The following is a 24,785-nucleotide window of genomic DNA, read 5'->3' on the forward strand; positions in this document are numbered from 1 at the left end:
TTCCTCCTTCAATTAACATACCTTCACTAGTATTCTTTCCCCATTCACTATGAAAATATAACAAAAAAGAGAAATCGCAGATACGATTTCTCGAAAGATTGACCTCTTATAAAAATGTGTCTTCGTACATCTCACGACCAGGGATTGGATCGTTCAATGACACCCAGTCTGTTTCGTCAGCTTGGACGAGACACGCATCGAATAGCGCTTCGAGCTTCTCTCGCTCCAGTCCGATGCCAATCAAGACGAGCTCGGTCCGTCGATCTTCGTCTGATGCAAAACGACCAGCGTATTCCATGTTCGAAGCATATCCTGCTTGGTGGAACAATAGTGCCATCTCAGGACGTGTCGCAAGGAACAAAAAGCCTTTCGCCCGGACGACTTCTTGCGGCCAGTCTTCAATCAAGGCTAGCAAGCGCTCAGGGTGGAACGGCACGTCGCGCTTGTAGACAAATGAGCTGATTCCGTACTCTTCCGTTTCCGGTATATGCTCTTCCGCATTCAATTCGCGGATCCAACCGGCGCTTGCTGCCGCTTGTTCAAAATCAAATAAATCGACGTCTAAGATCTCTGCCGGATCAACTTGACCATACGTCGTCTCGATCAAGCGGGCAACTGGATTTAATGCCTTTAAATAGCCGATGACGGTATGGCGTTCTTCCGGTGTCAGGCGATCGACTTTGTTCAAGACGATGATGTCCGCGAACTCAACTTGATCGACGAGTAGATCGACGACTTCGCGCACGTCTGTCTCATCGACGGCCTGTTTCCGCTCAATCAACGATTCACCAGACTCGAAGTCCTTCAGGAAACGGTATCCATCGATGACCGTGACCATCGCGTTGATTTTTGTGACGTGCGTTAGATCGATTGCACTGTCCGGATCTTCGTACGTGAAAGTCTGGGCGACCGGAATCGGTTCTGAGATACCACTCGATTCGATGACAATACCGTCAATATCCCCTTGATCGACGAGGCGTTTGACTTCAAGCAAAAGATCATCGCGTAACGTGCAGCAAATGCATCCGTTCGAGAGTGTGACGAACGACTCTTCCGTCCGCGAGAATCCGCCTTGCTCAATCAATGCCGCGTCAATGTTGACCTCACTCATGTCGTTGACGATGATCGCGAGGCGGCGCCCTTCGCGATTATGTAGTAAATGGTTTAATAATGTCGTTTTACCGGATCCTAAGTAACCGGATAAAACCGTGATCGATATCGGTTGCATCATCATTCATCCTCTAAAACGTAATCTCTACGTTTTATAGAGTAACTGACTTTTCCCCTGACGTCAATCGGAATGATTTCGATTTATTTTATTCTATAAAAAAGCCGACAAGTATCGACTTAAACGGTAGACACTTCGCCCTTTCGTACTAAAAAGGATGAAGTGTCAGATATTCTGCTCGGAATCGCTTCCTAGGGGAATACAAGTAGGAGCGATCCTGCAACGAAGTGAAGCGGCGCGACGCTTATTTTAGGAAAACTATACTATCTTCGATCTCAGCAAATTTCTGTCTACTTTCTCTATACTTAATTTTGAATCGGTAAATCCCACGTTGTCCCGATTAAATCTGTGATCCGCTCCGCTGCCTCGTGTGAAAACCCGGCAATCGTATAATGATTTGTATCCGCAATCACATGATACATCCCGTTCGGTAAACTATCGGCGAACGCAGCGTGAGCCGCATTGATTTGTTCGGTCAATGCCGGGTTCAACCAACTTTCCGGCATGCCTCCTGCCCAGTTCGAAGCAGACAGTACGAGAACCGGCTGTGTTACGTCTTCAAGCAACGAAAGAATCATCTGATTGTTCTCCTCGACCGTTTGCCATTCGTCGAGCGTTCCCCGCCAATGTCCAGGTGCCGCAAAATGCCGCCACATTGGCAATTGGTCGGCTTCCGGTAAGACACTGAACATCTTTTTGCCGAGACGGTCAGGAATCATCCAGGCGATTGGTCGGACGTGACTAAGGAAATAGAGGAATCGATTCCACTCCTCTTGTGTTCGTTCGTACCAGTTCGGTAATGCCGCATCGACATCGGGATGCGACGGATCAAGCAAGACGATACCACGTGTCTCGTCTGCGAACAGGCGTCCACTTGCGAGCGAAATATAGGCTCCGAGCGAGTGACCGATGAAGACATATGGTCCTTCGACATGTAATATCCGTAAAACATCTGCCAACTCATCCGCTTGATGCGTAAAGAGCCGTTTGTTTTTACCACGACTTGACCGCCCATATCCGAGACGCGAATATTCAAAGACCCGTCCCCGTTTCAATAATTCAGTTCGTAACCAGCCCCACTGATGCCGATTCGACATCATCCCGTGATCGAGGACGAAGGTGACGTCCCCGCTTCCTGTCAGTCGGGTATCGAAGCGGCCGGCTGATGTTTCTACGATATATTCCATACACTATCCCTACTTCCATTCATTCAAATAACGAAATCTTTAGCTCGTACCCAAGGATATTCAAATAATCAAATAGCTGAGACCGATGATGATAGAGGTGCACAGCTGCCTCAATCGTCCAGCCGTTCATCGAGTCGGTAACTCCCCAGTACGTCGGACGCGTCGAAAAACCGGCCGTGACTTTTTCTTGATAGACCTGAAACGCTTGATCGATTCGCTCTGATAACTGATCTCGCAGGACCGGTGTCGCATAAAACGCCTGCATTGTTTCAGCCGTAGCCCCTTCTGCCAGCATCAAATCGGCTTCGAGTAATACAGCGAGATGGACAGCGACTTCACCGACGGTCCGTTTCCCGGGGATTGGTTGCGCGTCCCAGTCCTGCACTTCAATCTTTTCAAACAGCGCTTTCGACGTCTTCACACCAACACTAACATGGCGAATAAGGGCATATTCCCAGTCAGTCATACTCTTTCCCCCAAGCGATCGCACGTTGTTCGAGTTCCTTGACGAACGCATCCTTACCGGCGATATAGGCTTCGATATCAAGCGGATATGTCGTTGCTAATTGTTTCTTTAATGCTCCGTAAGCAGCAGCTTCTTCCAGATGGGTACGTAAGTAATTCCGAAAAACGAGATGGCGCTTGATTTCTCGATTTCCCGTCGCATAGAGATGAATATGGTGCGTCCGTTCGTCGCCACCTTTTCGGTAGTACCGACGCCCCGGCATCCCGAATTCACCCTTCACCTCGTAACCGATTGCTTCCATCTGTGCGTCGAACTGCTCGATCCCCTCGAGCGCATCGACGACGGGTAAGATATCGATGATCGGTTTTGCTGCGAGTCCCGGAACTGATGTGCTCCCCATATGATAGATCTGCTTAAGACGTGCTCCGAACACCTCTCGTAACCGGTCCGCTTCTCGCATATATTCACTCGCCCATTCTGATTGATACGGTAACACAATGACTTGTCGCATGGTCGTTTCCCCCTCTCAATTCAGTATGCCAGTTTTTGGGGTAAAACAAAACGACCATCCGCTTTGGAGGTCGTTTCGTTACACATACTGTTTGATGAGAGTTAATCCTTCAGATAATCATACAGCTTCGCAGGTCCACCCAGTCGAAGATCAGCGATGATATGCTGGGCATCGACGATCTTTCGAACAGGGAAGTCAGCGAGAGGTGCCATGACATGTTCGAACAACTGGAGCCGCGCCGGTCCACGGTACGCTTCTTTAATCTCAAGATCCGTGATTTGACTCCGTGTCAGCTCAGAGATGATCAACTCACCTTGATAACCACGATGCTGTTTAAGCATGAACTGCGGCGCACCGACAATCGATTGTGCCTCTTCGACCGCCATCTGAACATATTTGTATCCCATCGTCGCTTGGGCGACGCGGAGCGAATGATAGTCAAGCGTACCAACGAGTACATCATTGTCGAGATAGAGCCGGGGTGAACCATACTTCTTCGGAAACGCAGCTACTTCACGACCAGAGGCGATTGCCGGCTGATTGTTGACATACATCGAGAGGTAGAACTCACCAACTTCCCCTTGATACCGAACCGGAATGACTTGCCCGCACTCGAGATAACTCCCAAGACCTGTGCTATCCGGCATATTGATGATCTCAAACTTGATCTGATTACTCAGCACCTCGAGCGGTTCCGGAACGACTGCTTGTAACGCTTCGATGTCCGTCTCATAGATGATGTTCAAGTATTCCCGATTCCGAAAGAAGATATCGACCGCCGGAAAGACCGGTGCATTGATCGGTGTCGCGACGATATTTTTTACATCTTCCTGTCTCATCTGAATCCCTCCTTCATGCGTTTAATAATGCAGCAAAGCGTGCGACACTTGTTTCAAAATCTGGAACCGTCTTCGCGGCTTGGGCTTCTTCGACGATTTCTTGAATGAGTGAGTTGAATGGTGTTTTGATATCGTACGTATTGCCATACATCGTGACGATCCCATTAATGAAACGAATTTCGGTCGGTTGCCCTTTTTGTAAGTCCTGCAACATGCTTGCTTCTAAGTCACGCGACCCATGCATCAATTGTGGCACGGTGCTCAGTTTTTCATCGATATCGTCTAGTGTTGCGTAAGCTGCCGGCTCAAACGTACTCATCGGCGCGAATGTGATGCCGTGGGCGTGACCGACTTCAACGACTTCCTGCATCGTATGAATCGCTGTTCGTAACAAGACCGGATGATCGAGAACGTCGCCATACGTACCGTTACACGCAGCGGATAACCCACTGAACGTACTATTGATGACGAGTTTTGACCATTTCGTTCCCGGCAGATTATCAGAGATTTCCGTTCCACCGATGTGATCAAGGATTTCCTTCAAGTGAATGATCCGGTCCGTCTTCTTCCCATCCAGTTCACCGATTTGCATCGCATATGTCTTGAAGTGCTCGTAATCCGATGTCAGACGTGACTCGCCTGGTCCGACGTACGTCGCTCCGAACTCGACGGATCCCGCAATGATACGTTCGCGTGGAATCTGTTGTTGAATGAATTCTTCTGGTACACCGTTCTGCAAGGAGACGAGAATACCGTCTTCCTTCAAGATCGTCCGGACTTTCGCCAGGACCGGTTCATTGTAGACCTGTTTCGTCAGCAACAATACGATATCGTACATCTCCGTGATGTCTTCTGGATGAATCGCGTGGACGGCTTGCGTCAAATCTGGTCCAATGACATGCGCGCCTGTTGTATTTAGCGCTTCGATATGTGCGCGATTCGTATCAATCAAATCGACATCCGCATACTGTTGACTCAAATAAGCTCCCATGATGGTTCCTAGTGATCCTGCTCCATAAATTCCGATTTTCATTTCTATCACCTCTGGTATTTACGATATACTGGTTTTATCATAAACAGAAATATATATATTTATATATTTTAATAACCTATAGGTTATGTTGGGAGGATATCATGGAACTCTTACATTTGAATTATTTTCGTCACGTCGCGGAGGAATTGAACGTGACGCGTGCTGCCGAACGATTATTCATCAGCCAACCCGCCCTCAGTGCGACGATCAAAAAACTGGAGCGTGAATTGAACACGACGTTGTTTCATCGAAAAGGTAGAACGATCAGCTTGACCGACAATGGACGACTCTTGCTGCAGTCGGTCGAAAAAATCGAACATGAGCTAACACGTGTCCAGGAACGCATGGCGCGAAATGATGCCTCTACCGAAACGCCACTCAGTCTTGCCAGTTCGCATGGTCGCTTCATTCAATTGATTCTACGAGAATTTCTCCTACCGCAGACGGCGCCCTTGTTCAACTCGGACATCCTCTCGAATCGCGACATCTTAAGCGGTCTGCTTCATCAAGAATTCCATTTCTCGATCAGCTTTATGGAACTCAAGCATCCGCTCATTACGAGCGAACCAATCGTGGAAGAGGAGATCGTCATCACCTACCCTGCTTCCTATTCAGAGAAAGAAGCGATTACAGCACTCTATACGGATGCAACAGAGACTGCCTTTTTGTTTCCCTCCCACAATAAGGACTACAACCGCTTCATCCAATTGAAGATGGCGGAACTAAACATCTATGCCGATACCTCGCACTATATTGATGACGTCTCGCTGCAACTCGCCTTACGCCAGCAACGGTATTTCAGCTTCGTTCCCGTCTCCGTCTGCCGCGAAATGGGACTCCCTTTCATCACAGACGATGTGTTTACCGTTACGTCACAACTCTACATGTCGCATGCGACGAATCAATTAACAGTCGAGCAAGCAATCATGTACGAACGCATTAAACGGTTTCTGCTATCACAACGCACGTATCTAATCAAATAAAAACGGATGCCTGCATATGCAGACATCCGAGTGAGATGTTACTTCGTGATGAAGTAACGTGACTGATCGAGATGATCTTTCGCTGTATAGATGTTGAGTTTGTACGAACCGTTCGTCAATGCCTTACGCATCTTCAAGACATAGTTCCCGTGCTGATCCGCCACGTCTTGAGCGATCAATTGATAACCAGCTTCTGTTTTTTGGTAGAGGCGGACGATTTGTCGTTTTTCGACTTTACCTGTCAACGTCTTTTTGCCTGACCATTTTTTGACCGGATACGTGTTCTTGATCGTGAACGACGCCTTTTTCGTGATCTTGTTCGAGATGTCTGTCGACTTGACCGTGTACGTACCTGTCGTTAGACCATTCTTGACCGCAATCTTGAAGCCGCTTGCCGTCGTTTTCGCTTTCGCGATCTTCGTTGATCCTTTATAGAGCGTCACGTCAAGACCTTCCGTTGCTTTACCGCGGAGGACCGTTGAACCGTAGACTGCTGACTTTTTATCGATCGCTGGTGTCGCAACGACACCTGTTCCGACTGTGACGTTCGTTTCTGTCTTCATGAAGCTGAGTTCAGAGACGATCGTCAACTTGTCACGCAATTTGAGCGGACGTGTCACGACTTCGTATTGACCCGCTTCGTTTGCTGTTGCTGTTCCAAGGACTTTATCGCCAAGTTTGACTATGACTTTTGCACCTGGAACGGCTTGACCAGTAACGACTTTCGCACCTGGTTTAACTGCTTTTGCCGAGACCTTGAAGTTTTTCATCGGCACGTTCATGTTGAATTTGAGGAACGTACCTGTCTCACCTGGACGTGTTTCACCTGTGTTCGTGATGCCTTCATACCGCTTGACGTACGGTGCAGCTGCAACCGCTGAATCAAAGCTGACCGTCGTTGGCTTACTTGCGACGAGTGACCAGTTGTCATCGGCTTTATAATCAACCGGTTGTTTCGCTTTGATGAAGTCCGAAATGACGTTACGTGTTTCGTAGGCTGATTTGTAGACGATATTCTTTCCGCCACCAAGACCCGGGAACGTCGCACTGCCTGCTCGGTAGTTGTTCGTCGCGACAAGGAATTCTTGATCGTCTGCGATCGCTTTGCCTTGATACTTGATGTTTTGGACGCGATTTGCGTCTTTATTGACGACGACACCGTTATAGTCGAATTTCGCCGGTTTCGTGATATCAATTTCATATGTCAAGCCATCGAGAATATCGAAGTTGTAGCTACGGAAATCTTTGTTCAATAAGTTTGTCTGCTCAGCACCAACTTGATTGAATTGACCGGCTGACATCTCAAGCCAGTCTTTAACGTCAGCACCTGTTACTTTGACGACTTCAAGTGTATTCGGGTAAACATAGAGATCGGCGACGTTTTTGAGCGCAATCGGTCCTTTTTTAATCAATGTGTAATCGGACGCGTTGACTTGGTTACGACCACCTGTTTTGAATGGTGCACCGGCTGACAACAACGGGAGATCTTTATATTTCGCAAGATCGGCATTTTCTTTAAGTTGTTTCTCGACATACCATTTTTGAGCGTTCGTGACGAACTGAACGGAATCATCATCTTGCGCGAGAGCGAAGAAGCTTTGGATATCATCATTGATCGTCCCGACTTCTTGACGAATGTAAGCGAGCGTTCCTTCATGTGCTTTTTCGATCAACTTGACGGCACCGGCATCAGCTGTCGTGTCTTTCGTCACGTCCGCTAGTTTCGCACCTGACGTATCAACGACCCATTTCCCGTCAACTTCCTTCAACTGAAGATCGATGACTCCGACGTTTTTACCTTGCGTGTTTGCCATGACGACTGGCTTGCCATTGATCAATCCGTTCGTTGCATCAACGTTTGGTAGTTTGTTGAACGCTGAATCGGCTGCTGGGAATTTCCCGTGCTGGTGACCTGTCATCAAGACATCGATGTCTGCGACTTTTGTCAACGCGTATCCGACGTTCTCATCACCATCTTTTTGATCTACTGTATCCCCGATCCCTGTATGTGCAAGTGCCACGACGACATCTGCGCCTGCATCTTTTAATTTTTTCGCTGTTGCTTTTGCAGTAGGGATGATATCTTCTGCTGTGACTTTCCCTGTCAGGTTCCCCGCATCCCATGCCATGATTTGTGGCGTGACGACTCCGAACACACCCACTTTGACTGTTTTCATGTCACCGTTCTGATCCTTGACTTGACGTTCGATGATTTGATAATCTTTTCCATCTTTGTTGTAGTCTGAAACGATTGGCTTCTTCGTAACTGCATCCAATACATTTGAGTTGACGAACTTGATTGAACCGCTCGAAGCACTCATCGCTGACTTCAAGAAATCTAGCCCGAAGTTGAATTCATGGTTTCCGAGCGTGACTGCATCATAACCGAGGTATTCCATCAATTCGTACATCGGGTGTTTGCCTTTGTTTCCTTTATCGTACTGATTCTTCACGTAATCACCGAATGGCGTTCCTTGAAGTGTATCTCCGTTATCAAACAAGAAGCTGTTCGTAGCGCCCACTTCAGCTTGTTGCTTCTTGATGACTGTAGCTGCTTTGACGAGACCGATCGTTTCGTCCTGCGCATCCTTGAAGTAATCGTAGTTCATGGAGTTCGTATGTAAATCCGTTGTTTCTAAGAAGCGTAACTTGACGACACTATTGTCAGCAGCAAGTGTCTTGACTTGAACGACCGGTACGAGCATCGGTGCGATCAAGGTCGACGCGATGACGAGCTTTGTAGCTTTTTTCATTTAAATTTCCCCCCAGGATGTTTTGACTGCTTCATTAATTTAGCATGGTTCGATTATAGCTAATAGTCCTTTCAAATAGGTCGGACATCCGTCTTATTTAACCTTCTTAACTAATTCCAAATACTGGCTTAACATTGTTGATTTTACCTTTACACATCAAGCGTGAATGGTAAAAAAAGGGGGGGTGAAAATGAAATGAGATGAACCACGAAAAAACGATACATTCCAGGACATGAACCTGAAAACGTATCGTTTATGCTTGATGTAGAACGTAACTGTTCCTTCTCGACTCCTACAGGGAAAGAAAGCATGGTTTTCGCTTTCGTCAGGGTCAGGTGAGATCCGGTCGTAGTTTAGGATACGCGACTTACCTCTCGCCTACGGAAAGCGAGCATGACAGCAACGTTCGTCATCCCCACTCAGGGTATATCTCCTCGTGGAGGAGCTTCATCACTCCACGTCCCTTACACCGTTTTCTCTGGTTTCCGTCGGACGACATAACCAAGAATTCCACCAAGTAACGCAAGTCCTGCGGCGTATAGTACGGTCCAGCCTGCCGTCTGTTGAGCGAACTCGAATAAGACGTCACTGCGCCATTTCATCGCGAACTGAACGTATGAAGCTTGACTGACGATGAAGCTGATGACACCGATCGCGATCGCAAAGACGAACGGATCGATAATCGACTTGAAGCTTCGGATACTACAGACGAAGTAGATCGCGAACGTTACGAGCAACAGCACCCAGTACGCACTCTCACTGGAGACATTCGGTGGCGTCGCTCCTGCCGATTCCGCATCAATCGCTTGGATCGTCTGCCGCGCGACACCGTAATCAACAGGGTCGAGCTTCAATTGTGTTGATGACAAATCCGGACGTTCTCCACCGAGTAACGTCAACAATTGTTCTGTCACCCGGTCCGTGTCGATTCCATCGACGACTTTTTGAATCGAGTCATTGAGCTGATCCGTTGAGGTCTCTCCGTTTAACATCGAGACCGGGATTTCCGCATTCGCTCCAAGGACATCTGCTTGATACACGACCTGACCGCCGTGGATCCAGTCGTACATCCCGCCACTTCCGGCGTTCAGACTCGCGACGGTGAGTGCTGTCCGTAGTGAGGAATCACCGTCATATTCCGCTTCGTCCTGCACCGTAAAGACGAGTTGAAGTGTACTTGCGAGCATTAAAATCAGCAAACTGGCACGACCGGCAGCTGTCAAACCGGATAACTTTTGCGGGAAGAACGCCATCCAACCAAGCAAACTGACGACGAGAAGCGGTAAGATCCCGCTCATCGCATAGCCGTCTTGTAACGAGAGGAATGGCACGTCGTTTCCGCGTCCAGCAAGGACGAACCAGATGATCCCGACTGTTAAGAAGAAACTGATCGATCGAATCGTCCACCCGAGCCGACTTGCCTTAATCCGTAACACCAAAAATAACAGGACGATCAAACCGATGCCAAAAACGGAATAGAGTAACGTGCCGTAAGAGACATCAAACGTAAGTGGTGCAAGAACTTGCTTTAAGTCAATCCCAAACAACGATAAGACGTCGCCGGCAGAACTCGCATCGAGCACCTGATTGATGATTCCGTCTCGGACCGCACTCGGCATCGTGATCGATAGCCCACCGACGAACAGAAGCATCAATGACACCGTGATGTCTGCATCTTTCCAGGAGACGTCCGCCTGTTGCATCTGCGTCACGAGATCCTGATAGTCTGAGGATGAGGTGATTTGTGAAGTCAAAAATGCCATTGCGCCATAGATGACACCGAAAAAGATGAGACCGATGAGGACGCCAAACAGGACATCCCAGACGGAAAACCGTCGTTGTTTCCTTTCTTGCCTTGACTCCATCCCATTTCCTCCTTTTAATGTCTGATGTTTGAATATTCCTGCTACAGCGAAACGAAAAACATCAAATTCATTCAACAGCCATTATATCCCACTTTTTCTCTGACTGTCTCCACTGATTCCCAAAACAAAAACCGGCTTCTCACAGTGAGAAGCCGGTTGAACGATCAGGTGCCATGGTATTTTTCTCTATTAGATGCCTTCGTACGCTTGTTCCATGATCGTCCGTAACTCAGCGACAAGCGGCATCTTCGGATTCGCTGTCGTACATTGATCTTCGAAGGCATCGACTGCCATCTTGTCGAGTTTTGCCTCGAAGTCTGCTTTTTGAATGCCTTGCGCCTTGAATGACATCTTGATGTTGAGACGTTGTCCGAGATCGGCAACTGCTTGAATAAGTGATTCGACCCCTTGTTCCGTCGTTGTTGCCGGAAGACCGAGGTAGCGTGCAATGTCGGCATACCGTTCATCGGCGACGAATGATTCGTATTTCGGGAATGCTGCTAGTTTTGTTGGGCGTGACGCATTATAGCGAATGACGTGTGGCATCAGGATCGCGTTCGTCCGTCCGTGTGGTGTATGGAATTCGCCACCGATTTTGTGCGCGATCGAGTGGTTGATGCCGAGGAAGGCGTTCGCGAATGCCATCCCTGCCATCGTTGACGCGTTATGCACTTTTTCGCGTGCTTCGGCGTCTGATCCGTTAGCATATGCTCGTGGCAAGTAATCGAAGATCATCTTGATTGCTTTCAGTGCCAGTCCATCCGTGTAGTCGTTCGCAAGCACCGAGACGTATGCTTCTGTCGCATGCGTCAAAACATCCATTCCGGTATCAGCAGTAATTGAAGCTGGGACGGTCATGACGAATTCTGGATCAACGATTGCGACGTCAGGCGTCAACGCATAGTCAGCAATCGGGTATTTGACGTTTTTCTCTTTATCCGTAATGACGGTGAACGGTGTCACTTCTGAACCTGTACCAGAAGTCGTCGGAATCGCGACGAACTTCGCTTGACGACCAAGTGTCGGGAATTGATATGCCCGTTTGCGGATATCGAGGAATTTTTGACGTAAGTTCGAGAACGTTTCATTCGGTTGTTCGTAGAAGAGCCACATTCCTTTTGCGGCATCCATCGCTGAACCACCACCGAGAGCAATGATCAAGTCGGGTTTAAAGTCACGCATCGCTTGAGCACCTGTCTGAACAGTCGTCACGGATGGATCTGGTTCGACTTGGTCAAAGATCCGGTAACTGACGGACTGCGGTAAGTTTTGAATCACTTTATCGGCATACCCGAACTGTACCATCGTTGGATCCGTCACGATCATGACACGTGATACGTCAGTCATCGACCGCAAGTACTGAACAGAGTTCTTTTCGAAGTAGATTTTTTCAGGAACCTTGAACCATTGCATGTTCACGCGTCGTCTCGCCACCTTTTTGACGTTGAGTAAGTGTTTCGCTGTCACGTTTTCAGATACAGAGTTTTTCCCGTATGATCCACAACCGAGTGTAAGTGATGGTGTCAACTCGTTGTACAGATCACCAATTCCGCCATGAGCAGATGGACTGTTGACGAGGATCCGGCAGGCTTTCATGCGGAGTCCGAACGCTGTCATTAAATCATCGTTTGTCGTATGAATGACGGCCGTATGACCGAGACCACCGATCTCAAGCATCTGTTCGGCAATCGTGAACGCTTCTTCGGTCGATGCAACGCGGTACGCACCGAGGACCGGACTCAGTTTTTCATGAGACAGTGGTTCTGCCGCTCCGACGTGCTCGAGTTCCGCGACGAGCATGACTGTTGTTTCCGGAACATCGATGCCGGCTTTTTCTGCGATCCATGTCGCAGGTTTCCCGACGATGTCCGCGTTGACGGCACACGTATCGGTTTTGATGACGAGTGATTCAAGGCGTTGTTTTTCTTCCGGTGTACAGAAGTAACAACCGAGTGCTTCCATTTCCGCACGAACTGTCGCATAAATCTCTTGGTCGACGATGACGGCTTGCTCAGACGCACAAATCATCCCGTTATCAAACGTTTTTGAGAGAACGAGATCACTGACTGCCCGTTTGACTTTCGCAGACTGTTCGATGTAACACGGAACATTCCCTGGTCCAACACCGAGTGCCGGTTTACCTGTTGAATACGCTGATTTGACCATTCCTGCTCCACCTGTCGCAAGGACCATGGCGATTTTTTCATGGTTCATCAAGACTTTCGTTGCTTCAAGTGATGGTTCTTCGACCCATTGAATACAGTCTTTCGGTGCCCCGGCTTTGATGGCTGCGTCACGGAGTGTTTTCGCTGCTTCGACGGAACACCGTTGTGCCGATGGGTGGAACGCGAAGACGATCGGGTTGCGTGTCTTGATCGCAATCAATGCTTTGAACATCGTCGTTGATGTCGGGTTCGTGACCGGTGTGACACCACAGACGACACCGACGGGTTCAGCGATATAGGTGATGCCGTTTTGGACATCCTCTTCTAAAATCCCGACTGTTTTTTCATGACGTAGACTGTTATAGATGTATTCTGTCGCAAACATATTTTTAATCATCTTATCTTCAAAGACACCGCGTCCCGTCTCTTCTGCTGCGAGACGAGCGAGTTCGACGTGCCGTTCGAGTCCGGCAAGTGCCATATCCCGGACGATCTTGTCGATTTTTTCTTGATCGAATGTCAATAATTCTTGTAATGCACGTTGCCCTTTTTCAACGATTTGTCCAACTGCTTGTTCGACCGGCGTTACCGTCGATTTTGTTTTTTCTTTCACAGCCATGAGTGGTTTCCTCCCTGTCGTGGAACGAATCTGAGTTTGATTTGCCAACCATTATGTCAGGAATGCCAAGCTGTTTTTCAATAGTTTGTGCTTTCCTTCACAAATCAATCATAACCCCTTTTTCCTGTTTTGTGCATGACCATCCTGTGAATTCCCTCACACCTTTGATAGCGTTTACAACTGTTGTAAATTCTTCTTTTTCATCGTTTTGCTTCATGTACATAAATGTGTGCGATTTGTCACACCTCGCATTTTCGTGACTTGATAGCCGTTTCATCATCTTGTATTCTGATATGGGGTACATATTAAGAGCTACCACTAAAGGAGGACACTTGAATGTCAGTTGTACAGGAAATGCTAGCCTTCAACGAGCGATTCGTCGCCGAAAAACAGTATGAGCAGTTCGTCTCGGATAAGTTCCCAGACAAAAAGGTCGTCATCCTGACGTGTATGGATGCCCGCTTGACGGAACTCCTCCCACACGCACTTGGTCTTAAGAACGGGGATGCGAAGATCATCAAAAATGCCGGTGCTATCCTATCGCACCCATTTGGTTCCGTCATGCGCTCGATTCTCGTCGCGTTGTATGCTCTTGGTGCTGAAGAAGTCGTCGTCATCGGTCACCACGACTGCGGCATGAGCACGATTGATCCTAAACACATGATCAGTGAAATGAAGGATCGGGGCATCGACCAACAGATTCTTCACACACTCGAAGTATCTGGTGTTGATTTGAATCAATGGTTGCGTGGTTTCACGTCAGTTCAAGAAAGCGTCGCCCACTCGGTCAACCTTGTGAAGAACCACCCATTACTACCACCTGGGACGAACGTCCACGGACTCGTCATCGATCCAGGAACTGGTAAACTTGACGTCGTCGATTGCTGATCACTCTCTATAGAAGAAACGCAAATAGATTCAGATGCTATACGTCGTCTGAACTTAAAGATAACGTGCCATTTTCTCGTAACAGAGAAGGATGGCACGTTTTTTTGAGTAATCCATGCGCTTTTCACCTTATACTTCCGGGTATAAAAGAGTGTGACCTTTTATGAAAAGCGCAAAAGTGTATTGTGAAGTCCTTTTCTACGAGGTCAGACTTTTACCCTTGACAGTGTTCCAACATGGCTGTAAGATACTTTAGTATAGTGCAGTGATAACAAAAGAAAGTGTGGTTTTACTGAATGATTAACGCCGTATTGTTTGCCGTCTTTTTACTATTCATCTTAGCGATTTTCCGCGTCCACATCGTGCTCGCGATGATCATCAGTGCGTTTGCCGGTGGTCTCGTCGGTGGGCTTGATTTAACGAAAACAACCGAAGCGTTCGCAGGTGGTCTTGGCGACGGGGCCGAGATCGCCCTTAGCTATGCGATGCTTGGCGCATTTGCCGTTGCTCTCTCAAAAACGGGCTTACCGGATGCGCTCGCGCACGCATTGATCGAGCGTTCACGCGGTAACGCAAGTGCCGCTTCAGTCAAAAAGTTAAAAGGATTTATCTTGTTTGCGATTCTGTTACTCGCAATCAGTTCACAAAATGCTTTACCGATTCACATCGCTTTCATTCCGATCATCATTCCACCATTGCTTGGTCTTTTTTCTCAGTTGAAGATCGACCGACGCCGGATTGCGATCATCATGACATTCGGTCTCGTCACACCGTACATGTTTTTACCGGTCGGATTCGGAGATATCTATTTGAATCAGATTTTGCTGAAAAACCTGAAAGCCAATGGTCTTGATACAACAGGTGCATCCGTCATCGAAGCGATGGCGATTCCAGCACTTGGAATGGTCGTCGGTCTCTTGATCGGTCTTTATACGTACCGGAAAGAGCGGACATATGAAATTCGTGATATCGCCCCGGACGATTATGAAATTCCGGTCATCACGAAGACGAAACTGATCTTAAGTGGTGTTGTCGTCATCGCGACGTTGATTGTTCAACTGCAGACAGAATCGATGATTCTTGCTGCGACGACTGGTTTGATTCTCTTCTTGTTGCTTCGTCTCGTTCGATTCAGTGAAGCAGATGACGTCATTACACGTGGTATGCGGATGATGTCATTCATCGGATTCGTTATGATTTCAGCAAACGGATTCTCGAACGTCTTGCGTAAAACGGGTGATATCGAGCCGCTCGTAGAGAACTCAAAAGCATTAATGGGTGATTCCCAACTCGTTGCTGCTTTCGTCATGCTCTTGATCGGTCTTCTCGTCACGATGGGCATCGGTTCGAGTTTCTCGACTGTTCCAATCATCGCTGCCATCTTCGTTCCACTTTGCATTCAGTACGGCTTCAGCTTAGAAGCAACGATTGCTATCATCGGGACTGCTGGTGCGCTCGGTGACGCTGGTAGCCCCGCGTCAGACTCGACACTCGGACCAACGAGTGGTCTGAATGCAGATGGTCAGCACGATCACATGCGGGAAACCGTCATCCCGACGTTCCTGCACTACAATATTCCTTTGATCATCTTCGGTACGATCGCTGCGGTCGTATTATAAAAATGAGACGGGTTCGCGTTCATGGCGAATCCGTCTTTTAAATTGTCTCCGTTTTTTTCCTTTTCATTTGATCGTTGGTTCTCTAAAATAAAAGAATGTACTGATTATAAAGGAGTTGTCTTACGTGTTATCTCAAATCGTCAACCAGATTTTACTTTCGCTTGCCGATCTCGGATATTTCGGTATCGCCCTCGGGTTGATGATTGAAATCATACCAAGCGAAATCGTCCTCTCATACGGTGGATTCATGATCTCTCAAGGAACGATCGGCTGGCCGCTCGCTGTCGTAGCCGCTGTTATTGGCGGATTGCTGTCGCAACTGTTCTTATACTGGTTCGCTCGCTACGGCGGTCGTCCATTGATCCTAAAGTACGGAAAGTATATTCTAATTTCTGAACATCATCTGGATTTAGCTGAACGCTGGTTCTTGAAGTACGGTCAAGGTGTCATCTTCGGCGCACGCTTCATCCCTGTCGTCCGCCATGCCATCTCGATTCCGGCTGGTCTTGCAAAAATGGATCAAACGAAGTTTTCACTTTACACGGTTCTTGCCATCATTCCATGGTCGATTTTGTTTCTCTATCTTGGGGAGACGCTCGGAACGAACTGGCGCTCGATCAAGGAAGTCGCCGCACCATATACGAATGGTGTGTTGATTGCTGCTGTCGTCTTAATCATCGTCTATTTCTTCTATAAACGCCGTCAACGGTCGGTTTAAACCATCAATCAGTCTGTCTGTCGACGGACTGTTTTTTTACAACAAACAGGAGGTCCTGCCATGCTCACATCCCCGCTCGCCCATTTTCCACTACGTCGTTTGACTGCATCCTATCGCACAGGACGTCCGGTTGCGACTGGCATCACTGTCGACGGACATATTTTAATCGTTGAAGAAACAATCAATGAATCTCGTGAAAAGCACGTTCTTTCCATTCATCAATTGAAGGATGACTGGCGAAAGACGACGATCGTCGAAAGAAACGACATCGACTTTTCTCTCGTTGATCGTTTTCCGGATGGACGTCTGTTACTCGTCGCTTCCCGTTGTGACGATGATATCGACGGTACATGGTTGCCGAACGCCTTTATCTATGATCCTCAAGGTCAGTTACTGAATAGCTTTTGTTTAGACGACGGTATTCAAAACATGCAAATCGATGAACAAGGCTGGATTTGGGTCAGTTATTTTGATGAAGGTATCTATGCTGATGCCGTGACCAGTTCAAACGGTGCCTTCGGTCTGGTCGCTTTTGACGATACAGGGGAAGTGCAGTATAAAAATCGGCAATATCCGATCGATGATTGTTATGCTTTGAACGTCTGCTCCTCAACAGAGGTCTGGTTTTTTTATTATTCCGATTATCGTTTCGTTCGTATTGATCAAGAGGACGATCTCGTTTGTGAGGCACCAACGATTACCTTTTCTCAGTTCGCCCGGTACGGTGACTATCTACTTGCCACAAACACTGAGGAAGCAAAACTCCTGGAACGAAGCGGAACACTTTTTAAAAGCATTCGCTCGATTCGTTTCATGACCGAACAAGGAATTTCCCTGTCAGGCGACCTTACAATGCGTGATGATTTGATTGTCTTAGCGACCGCTGAGCATTTGTATGTTGGTAGACTAGGTCAGCGACTTGATACTCTACTCATGGGCGAATGAAAGCTGTTACATGTTTGTTTCATAATTATCTAATTTCTGAAAACTCTATTTCAAATTTTCAAAAAGACTAGCCGTGTCCTATCCGAGGATAGTATACTCAGCTTTATAGTTCTTACGACAAGTTGTCTGAACATTATGACGTCACAGAATTTTTTTGGGGGAAATGATGAGTTCGAATTTGAAACGAGATTTAACAGCACGACAGGTACAAATGATTGCGCTCGGAGGAACGATTGGTGTGGGTCTCTTCCTCGGGGCATCCAGTACGATCGCTTGGACAGGTCCATCGGTCTTACTTGCGTACATGCTAGCCGGAGTTTTTATCTTTTTCATCATGCGGGCACTCGGTGAGATGGTCTACACCCATCCTCATAGTGGATCGTACGCAAAGTTCGCAAACGATTATATCCATCCAGCTGCTGGTTTTTTGACAGCAAGCAGTAACATCTTCAACTGGGTCGTCGTCGGGATGAGTGAAGTCATTGCTGTTGGAACATACTTACGCTTCTGGTGGCCGGAACTACCGACTTGGATTCCAGGGGTCGTCGTCATCATTCTCTTGACGCTTGCGAACCTCGCTTCCGTCAAGATGTTCGGTGAACTCGAGTTCTGGTTCGCCTCAATCAAAGTAATGACGATTCTTCTAATGATCGTCGCTGGATTTGGCATCATCTTCTTCGGTCTAGGGAATGACGGAAATCCGGTCGGCTTCTCAAACCTTTGGGCGAACGGTGGATTTTTCGCAAATGGTTTCACCGGCTTCTTCTTTGCGCTCTCGATCGTCTTCGCCTCTTATATCGGTGTTGAGTTGATCGGCGTGACAGCTGGAGAAACGAAAGATCCAGAGAAGAACATCACGAAGGCGATCAATGGTGTCGTCTGGCGCATTTTAATTTTCTACGTCGGATCCATCTTCATCATCGTCACGGTGTATCCGTGGAACGAGTTGTCCGATCTCGGAAGCCCGTTCGTTGCGACATTTGCGAAGGTCGGTGTCACGATCGCTGCCGGTATCATCAACTTCGTCGTCATCACGGCTGCTTTATCTGGTTGTAATTCAGGAATCTTCAGCGCGAGTCGGATGATCTACGCATTGGCTGAAAAAGAACAAGTTCCGTCTTTCTTCTTGAAAGTCAACAAACGTGGAATTCCACTCTATACGGTCCTCGCCATTTCAATCGGAATTTTCTTCGGTGTCATTCTCGACATCGTCCTCCCACTCGTTCTCGGGAAGGATACGAACATCTTCGTGTATGTCTACAGTGCTTCGGTACTACCAGGGATGGTACCGTGGTTCGCGATTTTAATCAGTCATATCCGGTATCGTAAACTTGAAAGTGAACGGACAGCGTCACATCCGTTCAAGATGCCTGGTGCACCAGTGACGAACTATCTGTCAATCGGCGCACTTATCATAGTGCTCGTCGGGATGTTGTTCAACGATGAGACACGCGTTTCAATCTTGATCGGGATCGCTTTCTTGATCTTAAGTACGGTCTATTACATTGTAAAAGTACCGAAAATCGAAAAATAAGCGTCTATTTCTCCTCTCATGACCGCATGAGAGGAGTTTTTGATGTCTATCTTTTTCTATATTGACATTAAATAATATTCATGATAAACATTTTTCGCGAACGCTTAATCCCTTCGGACATCATAACATTCTTGAATTTAATGCATAAAGCCGTATTTTATCTACTATTTTTCTAATAAACAGATTAATTTTCAGAATAAATAGTCTTTTTTACAAAAGTGTATTTTTATGTTTCGAGTTCGTTTGAGCGGGAATATTCTCACCATACACATAATATTTCATGTGTAGAACAATCACGTTAAAACATTTTAACGACAGAAAGGAGAGGTGTAACATGAACGGATTTAATCGTTTTCTACTCGTCCTAATCGGCATTCTCGGTTTAGTCAGCGTCGGTCTATTAGTACTTGGCGTCTATGATGTTCCACGACTCAGTCCTTTGATTGAACAGTGGCAAGATCAACAATGGTATAGCTACACGATTTTATCACTTGGTGGCTTCCTAGCATTCGTATTTGTCATTCTATTATTCACTGGACTACTCAGTCGTTCAAAAGGACAACGTCTCCTGATTCAAACGGGTGACGGAAACATCACGATCTCAAAACAAACGATTGAACGAACAGCACTCGAGTCGATTCGTGGTATCAACGGCGTACGTTCTCCACGCGTCAACGCGGACATTCACTCGAAAAAAGAAACCGTCGCTCTTGAAGTTGATTGTTCCGTCTTTGGTCAAGAGGGCTTGCCGACTATCGGCAAAGATATTCAAGAACGTGCCAAACATGCAGTCGAATCGTTGCTTGAACTACCTGTAACGAAAACGCGCGTCCGGATCAGTGACACGAAGACAAAAACGTCTGAACGCGTCGTCTAAGATACGAGAGGAGGAAGATCATGAAAACGAGCGAAGCACTTCGTCCGTATCGCTACCGTCTACTCGGCGGGCTAGTCGGACTGATCCTCGCCACCTTGTTCTTGACGATCGGTTTTGGACCGACGTTGTTGATCATCGTATTCGCAACAATCGGTTACTTGATTGGTCAGTGGCGGGATAATGCGCTAGATGTCGAGGGATGGATTCAATTCTTTCAACGGGATTGAGCATACAGAGAATAAAAAATCATTCAACTTACACTAAAAGGAGAGATTTCTCATGGCTAACGAAATCAACACTAAACAAAACGAAAACGAAGTAGTGCGCGAAAACAAACTCACATTCGAAGATCAAGTCATTAAAAAAATCGCCGGTATCGCATCAAATGATGTCAAAGGCATCCTCTCAATGAGCGGTGGCTTCATGAGTGGATTGACAGATCGTTTCCGGAGCACGGAAGATATCACAAAAGGCATCGACGCAGAAGTCGGCGAACGACAAGTCGCACTCGACTTAAAAGTCATCGTCGAGTACGGCAAAAACATCCCATCGATCTTCCAAGACGCTGTAACGAAAATCAAAAAATCAGTCCATGATATGACAGGACTCGATGTCGTCGAAATCAACATGCATGTCGAAGATGTCATGACACGTTCAGAGTTCGACGCAAAAAGCAAATCGTCGAAAGAAGAGCAAGAAAAACGCGATATCAAGTAATCACAAGCAAACTAAAAGCTGGAAACGGAAAAATTCGTTCCAGCTTTTTCTTATTCAAATTCTTTTAAAATGACGGCTTTATTCAGAACGTCAAACACGTGCGTCTCTTTAGCATTCGTTGTCTCAATCTCTTGCAGACGATTGAGTACAAAAGAACGTTCTTTACCAGTCAAAAGAGGTACGAGTAAAGCATAGACGGAGCTTGATTCGTCTTTCATCGTCGGTGTCTCTGATAAACGATCGTACCGCGCATATACTTTCCCCTTCTTCAGTTCTTTAGAGATGAACGATCGAAAAGACGCGTCTGACTCACCCGTCACGCCTACGCGTAATCGTTCAATCAAGACTTGATCAATCATATTCACGACTTTGTCATCTGCCCACTTTGATTCATTTTGATTTGCAAAATAGAGTTCTGCCGTAAATGGACCTTCTCGTTTCGCTTGAACCACTCTTTCTTTTGCAAAATCGAGTACTTTCAATCGTTTCAGTGCCGACGGTTCTAAATAGTTCAAGTGGAGTACATCCGTTGCCTGTTTTAAATCCCAATCGTAAAAGTCAACAATTTTACCGTTTATTCGTTGCCGCTTGAGTAAAGTTGTCTCGATTCGGCTCGCAAGCTTTGAATATGCTGGTTCATTAAATTGCTTTCCAGCTTGGATTAACATTTCCGAAATCCGCATGTCGTCAATCCAAGCATTCGTTGCCGTTTTCTCACCCAACTCCCATTTGATATATACATCTGATCCGCGCTCAACTAAAAAATGATTGTTTAGTATCTGTACTTGTTCTTTGAATCGCTCTTCATCATCGATCAATAATACATATTGCATATACTGACCCAGACTCTCCGACAGACGTTGGGCATCCGTACGATCATAGGCACGAATGATACCGTCTTGCATATAGTCCGCTTCTATTAGTTGAACGATATCATCCTCTTGTTTTTGCACGAAATACCAAACTCCCCCCGCTAACAACATGATGAGTAGGCCAACCCCTAGTCCTTTTTTCATGACTCGATTTTGACGCGCTTCGTCTTATCCCAGACGATGACCTCTTTGCGTACCTTACTTTTGAGATAAGCATACATTCCACGGAATAAAAGAATGACGAATAATTGGGCGTAAGTAAAGTACATGATCAACCCAACGAGGACATTCTTCGGGGTGGCAGTTCTTTCGAGTTCTTGCGCCGCTAAGATTTGAATCGTGTAGACAAGATATGTCATGAACCAAAACATGATAAGTGGCGTCGTCGCTTCGTCAAATGCGTAACCGAACAACCCGAGTATCAAGACGATATCAGAGATTAACAATAAGAAGATGAAGAGAAGGTACGTCATGATATGCTGCAAGGAATGGACAAGCGTGCTTCCTTTCCAAAAATCTCGTGTCCGAAGTGATTTTTCTAATAAATAGATGTTTCCGAGCATCCAACGTGTTCGTTGCTTCATGTATACTTTCATCGTTTCCGGCTCTTGTTCCCACGTCTCCGCCTCGTAGACGACAGGAAGTGTGTAACCGAGTGCCGTGATCCGCATCGTCAACTCCGCATCCTCTGCCAGTGCATACGGATCATATCCACCTAATGCTTCGATGACATCCCGTTTCAACAGCATGTTCGTCCCTGCTAACGATCCCGTCTTGAATGCTTTCCAACGACCACTTTGCATGATCAACTGAAACACTTGGAACTCGATTGCAATCATCCGCGTCAACAGATTCGTCGTCGCATTGATCGTCTTAACGATTCCAACCGCTCCGCACGCATTCTTTTGAGTCATCGCTTGTTCAACGAGTCGTGTCACAGTATCCGCTTTCGGTTGATTGTCCGCATCAAAAATTAAGAAATATTCGGAATCCGTGATCGATAGCCCATAGTTCAGGACACGTGATTTTCCGATTGGTTCACCTTTTGGGACATGGATGTAATGGACTCGACTGAACATCGTCGTAAATTCCTTAGCAATCTCTTGCGTTTCATCCTGCGACTGATCATCGAGTAAAAATACATCGAGTTTCCCTGGATACTCGATCCCCATCATCGCCTCAAGTGTTTGACGCATGACGATGCCTTCATTATGTGCGGGGATCAAAATAGCGACAGATGGATACTCCGTTAAAGTGACCGGCTGTTTTTTTCCATATCGATCGAGAATGCCGGCAATCGTCAGATAAGAATAATACAGTAAAAGTAACCAAAAAATCGCCATGATGACGTTCAAGACGAGGTTCATTGATCTACCACCTTCCGTTGCTTCAACGTCTCTTCCACAGATGATCGTACAGGAAGAATCTCGACCTGAAACGGAAAATCAAGTACCGTAAAGCGTTGACGGAGTTCATCCTCATAACGTTGCCATGCGATCTCCGCGCCACTATGATCGGTATTTTGCAGAAAGATGATGAATTCCTGACGGTTTCGTTGCGACATGACGTCATAATGAGCGCGAAATACCTTTAGTCCAGCATCCGTCAATTGTTGCATGATTGTTTTCTTGTTTAAACTAGCGTATGGAATTTGAAGATGAAGCAACATATTTTGTTCTTGACGACGATTCGCACCCGCAATCAAGAAATCCGTTCGGTCTAAAAATTCACTGTAAGAGAGCAATTGAGGTGACGCGGAGAACCCTTCAAGTAAAGCAACCCGCTTTTGAAGCGATGCATTCTCTTCGAACACACTCCGTAACTGCCGTAAGAACAACCAGTATAAAAAGACACCGACTGAGGATAAGAGGTGTTGTCCGATGTAGGACAACTGTTGCTCGTTTGATGCTTCGTTATACCACGATAAAATGAGATAGAGAAAACCCATGACAAGAACATAACTAATCAATATCAAGAAATTTTTTCTTCCATTCAAGAGCGTCATAATGATCAATACGGGAACCAATAAGAAATGAAGAATAGACGTCGTAATGTCAAACGTCATTTGATACAAGACAAGAACAGTAGCCAGGAGACCTACTAATAATAAAAGTGACAACGCATATCGCCTCATTGAACCCCTCCTCTTTAATCGTCGAATCCTCAAATATATACCCTTAAATTGGATAAGAATATCCTATTTTTTCAATGCTCCGCGTGCGTTCAACGCAGCAAAGATCACCATCGCAATGCTGAGAACAGCAGCGACAATCAAACCTTGCCAATAGACTGACCAATCGATTTCCGGACGGGTCAGTACACTACGCATGCCTTCCATGATATAGGTCGTCGGATTGATCGTCGCAGCAATCTTGAGCCATTCGGCTTCAATCAAGTCTTTCGGCACAAACGTCGTCGACAGAAAAATCAACGGGAAGAATAAAAGTGTTCCGGCTTGGGCGGCTTGTGCATTCCGTGTCTTCAAAGCGACACCGACCGAATAACCGGCAAAGGCAAGACCGAAGCCAAGCGCGAGTAAGATCGTCAAGAAAAAGCCGCTGACACCGACTGGAATCGATAGACCAAGCAAAAATGCCATCCCGAAGATCAGTAATGTTTGAACGAATAATTGCAACATTCCAGCAAGCATCGGTCCAAGAACGATCGCCGTCCGCGAGACCGGTGTCAATAAGAGTCGTGCAAAATAACCGCTCTCGATATCCTTGACGAGTGCTTGACCGGCTCCCCCTGCTCCACCAACAGCACCCGAAACAATCGAAACAGGCAAAATGAAGTTCAGATAATCGACGCCGTCGAACTGCGGTAAATTCGAGATTCCAGAGAGCCCACTCGTGTAGACGAGCAGGAAAAAGACACTGATGATTAAGTTTGGAATGAAGGAAAACGGATTACGCAACGTGACGAGTAGACTTCGCCGCATCAAAAACCACGTTTCTCGAATCATG

At 46.8% G+C, this 24,785-nt stretch carries 22 protein-coding genes; 9 read left to right on the plus strand and 13 right to left on the minus strand.

Features of this window, described 5'->3' with window-relative positions; all coding sequences use genetic code 11:
* Positions 1-106: 106 nt before the first annotated feature.
* The 6 genes from ACHWTJ_RS10220 to ACHWTJ_RS10245 form a co-directional block, all read right to left on the minus strand.
* A complete protein-coding gene (locus ACHWTJ_RS10220) occupies positions 107-1,228 on the minus strand; it encodes a GTP-binding protein (protein ID WP_394679644.1) in 1,122 nt (373 codons plus the stop codon).
* A gap of 305 nt (positions 1,229-1,533) precedes the next feature.
* Positions 1,534-2,415: an alpha/beta fold hydrolase gene (locus tag ACHWTJ_RS10225; protein ID WP_294751258.1), complete on the minus strand. Its 882-nt coding sequence runs from the start codon at positions 2,413-2,415 to the stop codon at positions 1,534-1,536.
* Positions 2,416-2,434: 19 nt separating this feature from the next.
* The gene (locus ACHWTJ_RS10230; RefSeq protein ID WP_294747011.1) at positions 2,435-2,881 is read right to left on the minus strand and encodes a DinB family protein; all 447 of its coding nucleotides are present in this window, start codon (positions 2,879-2,881) and stop codon (positions 2,435-2,437) included.
* Positions 2,874-3,392, minus strand: a complete 519-nt coding sequence (locus ACHWTJ_RS10235) for a GrpB family protein (protein ID WP_394679645.1) — start codon at positions 3,390-3,392, stop codon at positions 2,874-2,876. The genes ACHWTJ_RS10230 and ACHWTJ_RS10235 overlap by 8 nt, the downstream gene beginning before the upstream one ends.
* Positions 3,393-3,493: 101 nt before the next feature.
* Complete coding sequence (locus ACHWTJ_RS10240) at positions 3,494-4,231, minus strand: acetoacetate decarboxylase (protein ID WP_394679646.1); 738 nt, start codon at positions 4,229-4,231, stop codon at positions 3,494-3,496.
* A gap of 13 nt (positions 4,232-4,244) precedes the next feature.
* The gene (locus ACHWTJ_RS10245) at positions 4,245-5,264 is read right to left on the minus strand and encodes a ketopantoate reductase family protein (RefSeq protein WP_394679647.1); all 1,020 of its coding nucleotides are present in this window, start codon (positions 5,262-5,264) and stop codon (positions 4,245-4,247) included.
* 101 nt (positions 5,265-5,365) lie between these two features.
* Between ACHWTJ_RS10245 and ACHWTJ_RS10250 the strand changes: the two genes are divergently transcribed.
* The gene (locus tag ACHWTJ_RS10250; RefSeq protein WP_394679648.1) at positions 5,366-6,247 is read left to right on the plus strand and encodes a LysR family transcriptional regulator; all 882 of its coding nucleotides are present in this window, start codon (positions 5,366-5,368) and stop codon (positions 6,245-6,247) included.
* 38 nt (positions 6,248-6,285) lie between these two features.
* Here the strand turns inward: ACHWTJ_RS10250 and ACHWTJ_RS10255 are convergent, their stop codons facing one another.
* The 3 genes from ACHWTJ_RS10255 to adhE form a co-directional block, all read right to left on the minus strand.
* Positions 6,286-9,000 carry a bifunctional 2',3'-cyclic-nucleotide 2'-phosphodiesterase/3'-nucleotidase gene (locus tag ACHWTJ_RS10255; RefSeq protein WP_394679649.1) on the minus strand — a complete coding sequence of 905 codons (2,715 nt, stop codon included), beginning with the start codon at positions 8,998-9,000 and terminating at the stop codon, positions 6,286-6,288.
* Positions 9,001-9,464: 464 nt separating this feature from the next.
* Positions 9,465-10,865: a hypothetical protein gene (locus tag ACHWTJ_RS10260; RefSeq protein ID WP_394679650.1), complete on the minus strand. Its 1,401-nt coding sequence runs from the start codon at positions 10,863-10,865 to the stop codon at positions 9,465-9,467.
* 189 nt (positions 10,866-11,054) lie between these two features.
* On the minus strand, positions 11,055-13,649 hold the full coding sequence (adhE, locus tag ACHWTJ_RS10265; protein WP_394679651.1) for a bifunctional acetaldehyde-CoA/alcohol dehydrogenase: 2,595 nt from the start codon (positions 13,647-13,649) through the stop codon (positions 11,055-11,057).
* Positions 13,650-13,985: 336 nt separating this feature from the next.
* Here adhE and ACHWTJ_RS10270 point away from each other — a divergent pair, with 336 nt between their 5' ends.
* The 8 genes from ACHWTJ_RS10270 to ACHWTJ_RS10305 all read left to right on the plus strand — a co-directional run bounded on the left by ACHWTJ_RS10270 (position 13,986) and on the right by ACHWTJ_RS10305 (position 20,947).
* Positions 13,986-14,537, plus strand: coding sequence for a beta-class carbonic anhydrase (locus ACHWTJ_RS10270; RefSeq protein ID WP_394679652.1), 552 nt, complete (start codon positions 13,986-13,988; stop codon positions 14,535-14,537).
* Between the two features lie 299 nt (positions 14,538-14,836).
* On the plus strand, positions 14,837-16,156 hold the full coding sequence (locus tag ACHWTJ_RS10275) for a Na+/H+ antiporter family protein (RefSeq protein WP_394679842.1): 1,320 nt from the start codon (positions 14,837-14,839) through the stop codon (positions 16,154-16,156).
* Positions 16,157-16,280: 124 nt separating this feature from the next.
* A complete protein-coding gene (locus tag ACHWTJ_RS10280; protein ID WP_294742182.1) occupies positions 16,281-16,874 on the plus strand; it encodes a DedA family protein in 594 nt (197 codons plus the stop codon).
* 60 nt (positions 16,875-16,934) lie between these two features.
* Positions 16,935-17,819, plus strand: coding sequence for a hypothetical protein (locus ACHWTJ_RS10285; RefSeq protein WP_294742184.1), 885 nt, complete (start codon positions 16,935-16,937; stop codon positions 17,817-17,819).
* Positions 17,820-17,982: 163 nt separating this feature from the next.
* The gene (locus tag ACHWTJ_RS10290; protein ID WP_394679653.1) at positions 17,983-19,353 is read left to right on the plus strand and encodes an amino acid permease; all 1,371 of its coding nucleotides are present in this window, start codon (positions 17,983-17,985) and stop codon (positions 19,351-19,353) included.
* 334 nt (positions 19,354-19,687) lie between these two features.
* Entirely contained in the window at positions 19,688-20,230 is a 543-nt protein-coding gene (gene amaP, locus ACHWTJ_RS10295) for an alkaline shock response membrane anchor protein AmaP (RefSeq protein ID WP_035397973.1), read from the plus strand.
* Between the two features lie 20 nt (positions 20,231-20,250).
* A complete protein-coding gene (locus ACHWTJ_RS10300; RefSeq protein WP_023467890.1) occupies positions 20,251-20,457 on the plus strand; it encodes a DUF2273 domain-containing protein in 207 nt (68 codons plus the stop codon).
* A 52-nt stretch (positions 20,458-20,509) separates the two neighbouring features.
* Complete coding sequence (locus ACHWTJ_RS10305; RefSeq protein WP_394679654.1) at positions 20,510-20,947, plus strand: Asp23/Gls24 family envelope stress response protein; 438 nt, start codon at positions 20,510-20,512, stop codon at positions 20,945-20,947.
* Positions 20,948-20,997: 50 nt separating this feature from the next.
* On the opposite strand, the gene ACHWTJ_RS10310 is transcribed toward ACHWTJ_RS10305, so the two are convergent.
* From ACHWTJ_RS10310 to ACHWTJ_RS10325, 4 genes are all read right to left on the minus strand, one after another.
* Positions 20,998-21,900 carry a hypothetical protein gene (locus tag ACHWTJ_RS10310; RefSeq protein WP_294747035.1) on the minus strand — a complete coding sequence of 301 codons (903 nt, stop codon included), beginning with the start codon at positions 21,898-21,900 and terminating at the stop codon, positions 20,998-21,000.
* A gap of 59 nt (positions 21,901-21,959) precedes the next feature.
* A complete protein-coding gene (locus ACHWTJ_RS10315; protein ID WP_294752031.1) occupies positions 21,960-23,186 on the minus strand; it encodes a glycosyltransferase in 1,227 nt (408 codons plus the stop codon).
* The gene (locus ACHWTJ_RS10320) at positions 23,183-23,953 is read right to left on the minus strand and encodes a hypothetical protein (RefSeq protein ID WP_394679655.1); all 771 of its coding nucleotides are present in this window, start codon (positions 23,951-23,953) and stop codon (positions 23,183-23,185) included. The genes ACHWTJ_RS10315 and ACHWTJ_RS10320 overlap by 4 nt, the downstream gene beginning before the upstream one ends.
* Positions 23,954-24,016: 63 nt before the next feature.
* Positions 24,017-24,784: an ABC transporter permease gene (locus tag ACHWTJ_RS10325; RefSeq protein WP_023467885.1), complete on the minus strand. Its 768-nt coding sequence runs from the start codon at positions 24,782-24,784 to the stop codon at positions 24,017-24,019.
* Position 24,785: the final 1 nt, after the last annotated feature.

It is taken from the genome of uncultured Exiguobacterium sp. (assembly GCF_964277885.1).
Lineage (GTDB): Bacteria > Bacillota > Bacilli > Exiguobacteriales > Exiguobacteriaceae > Exiguobacterium_A.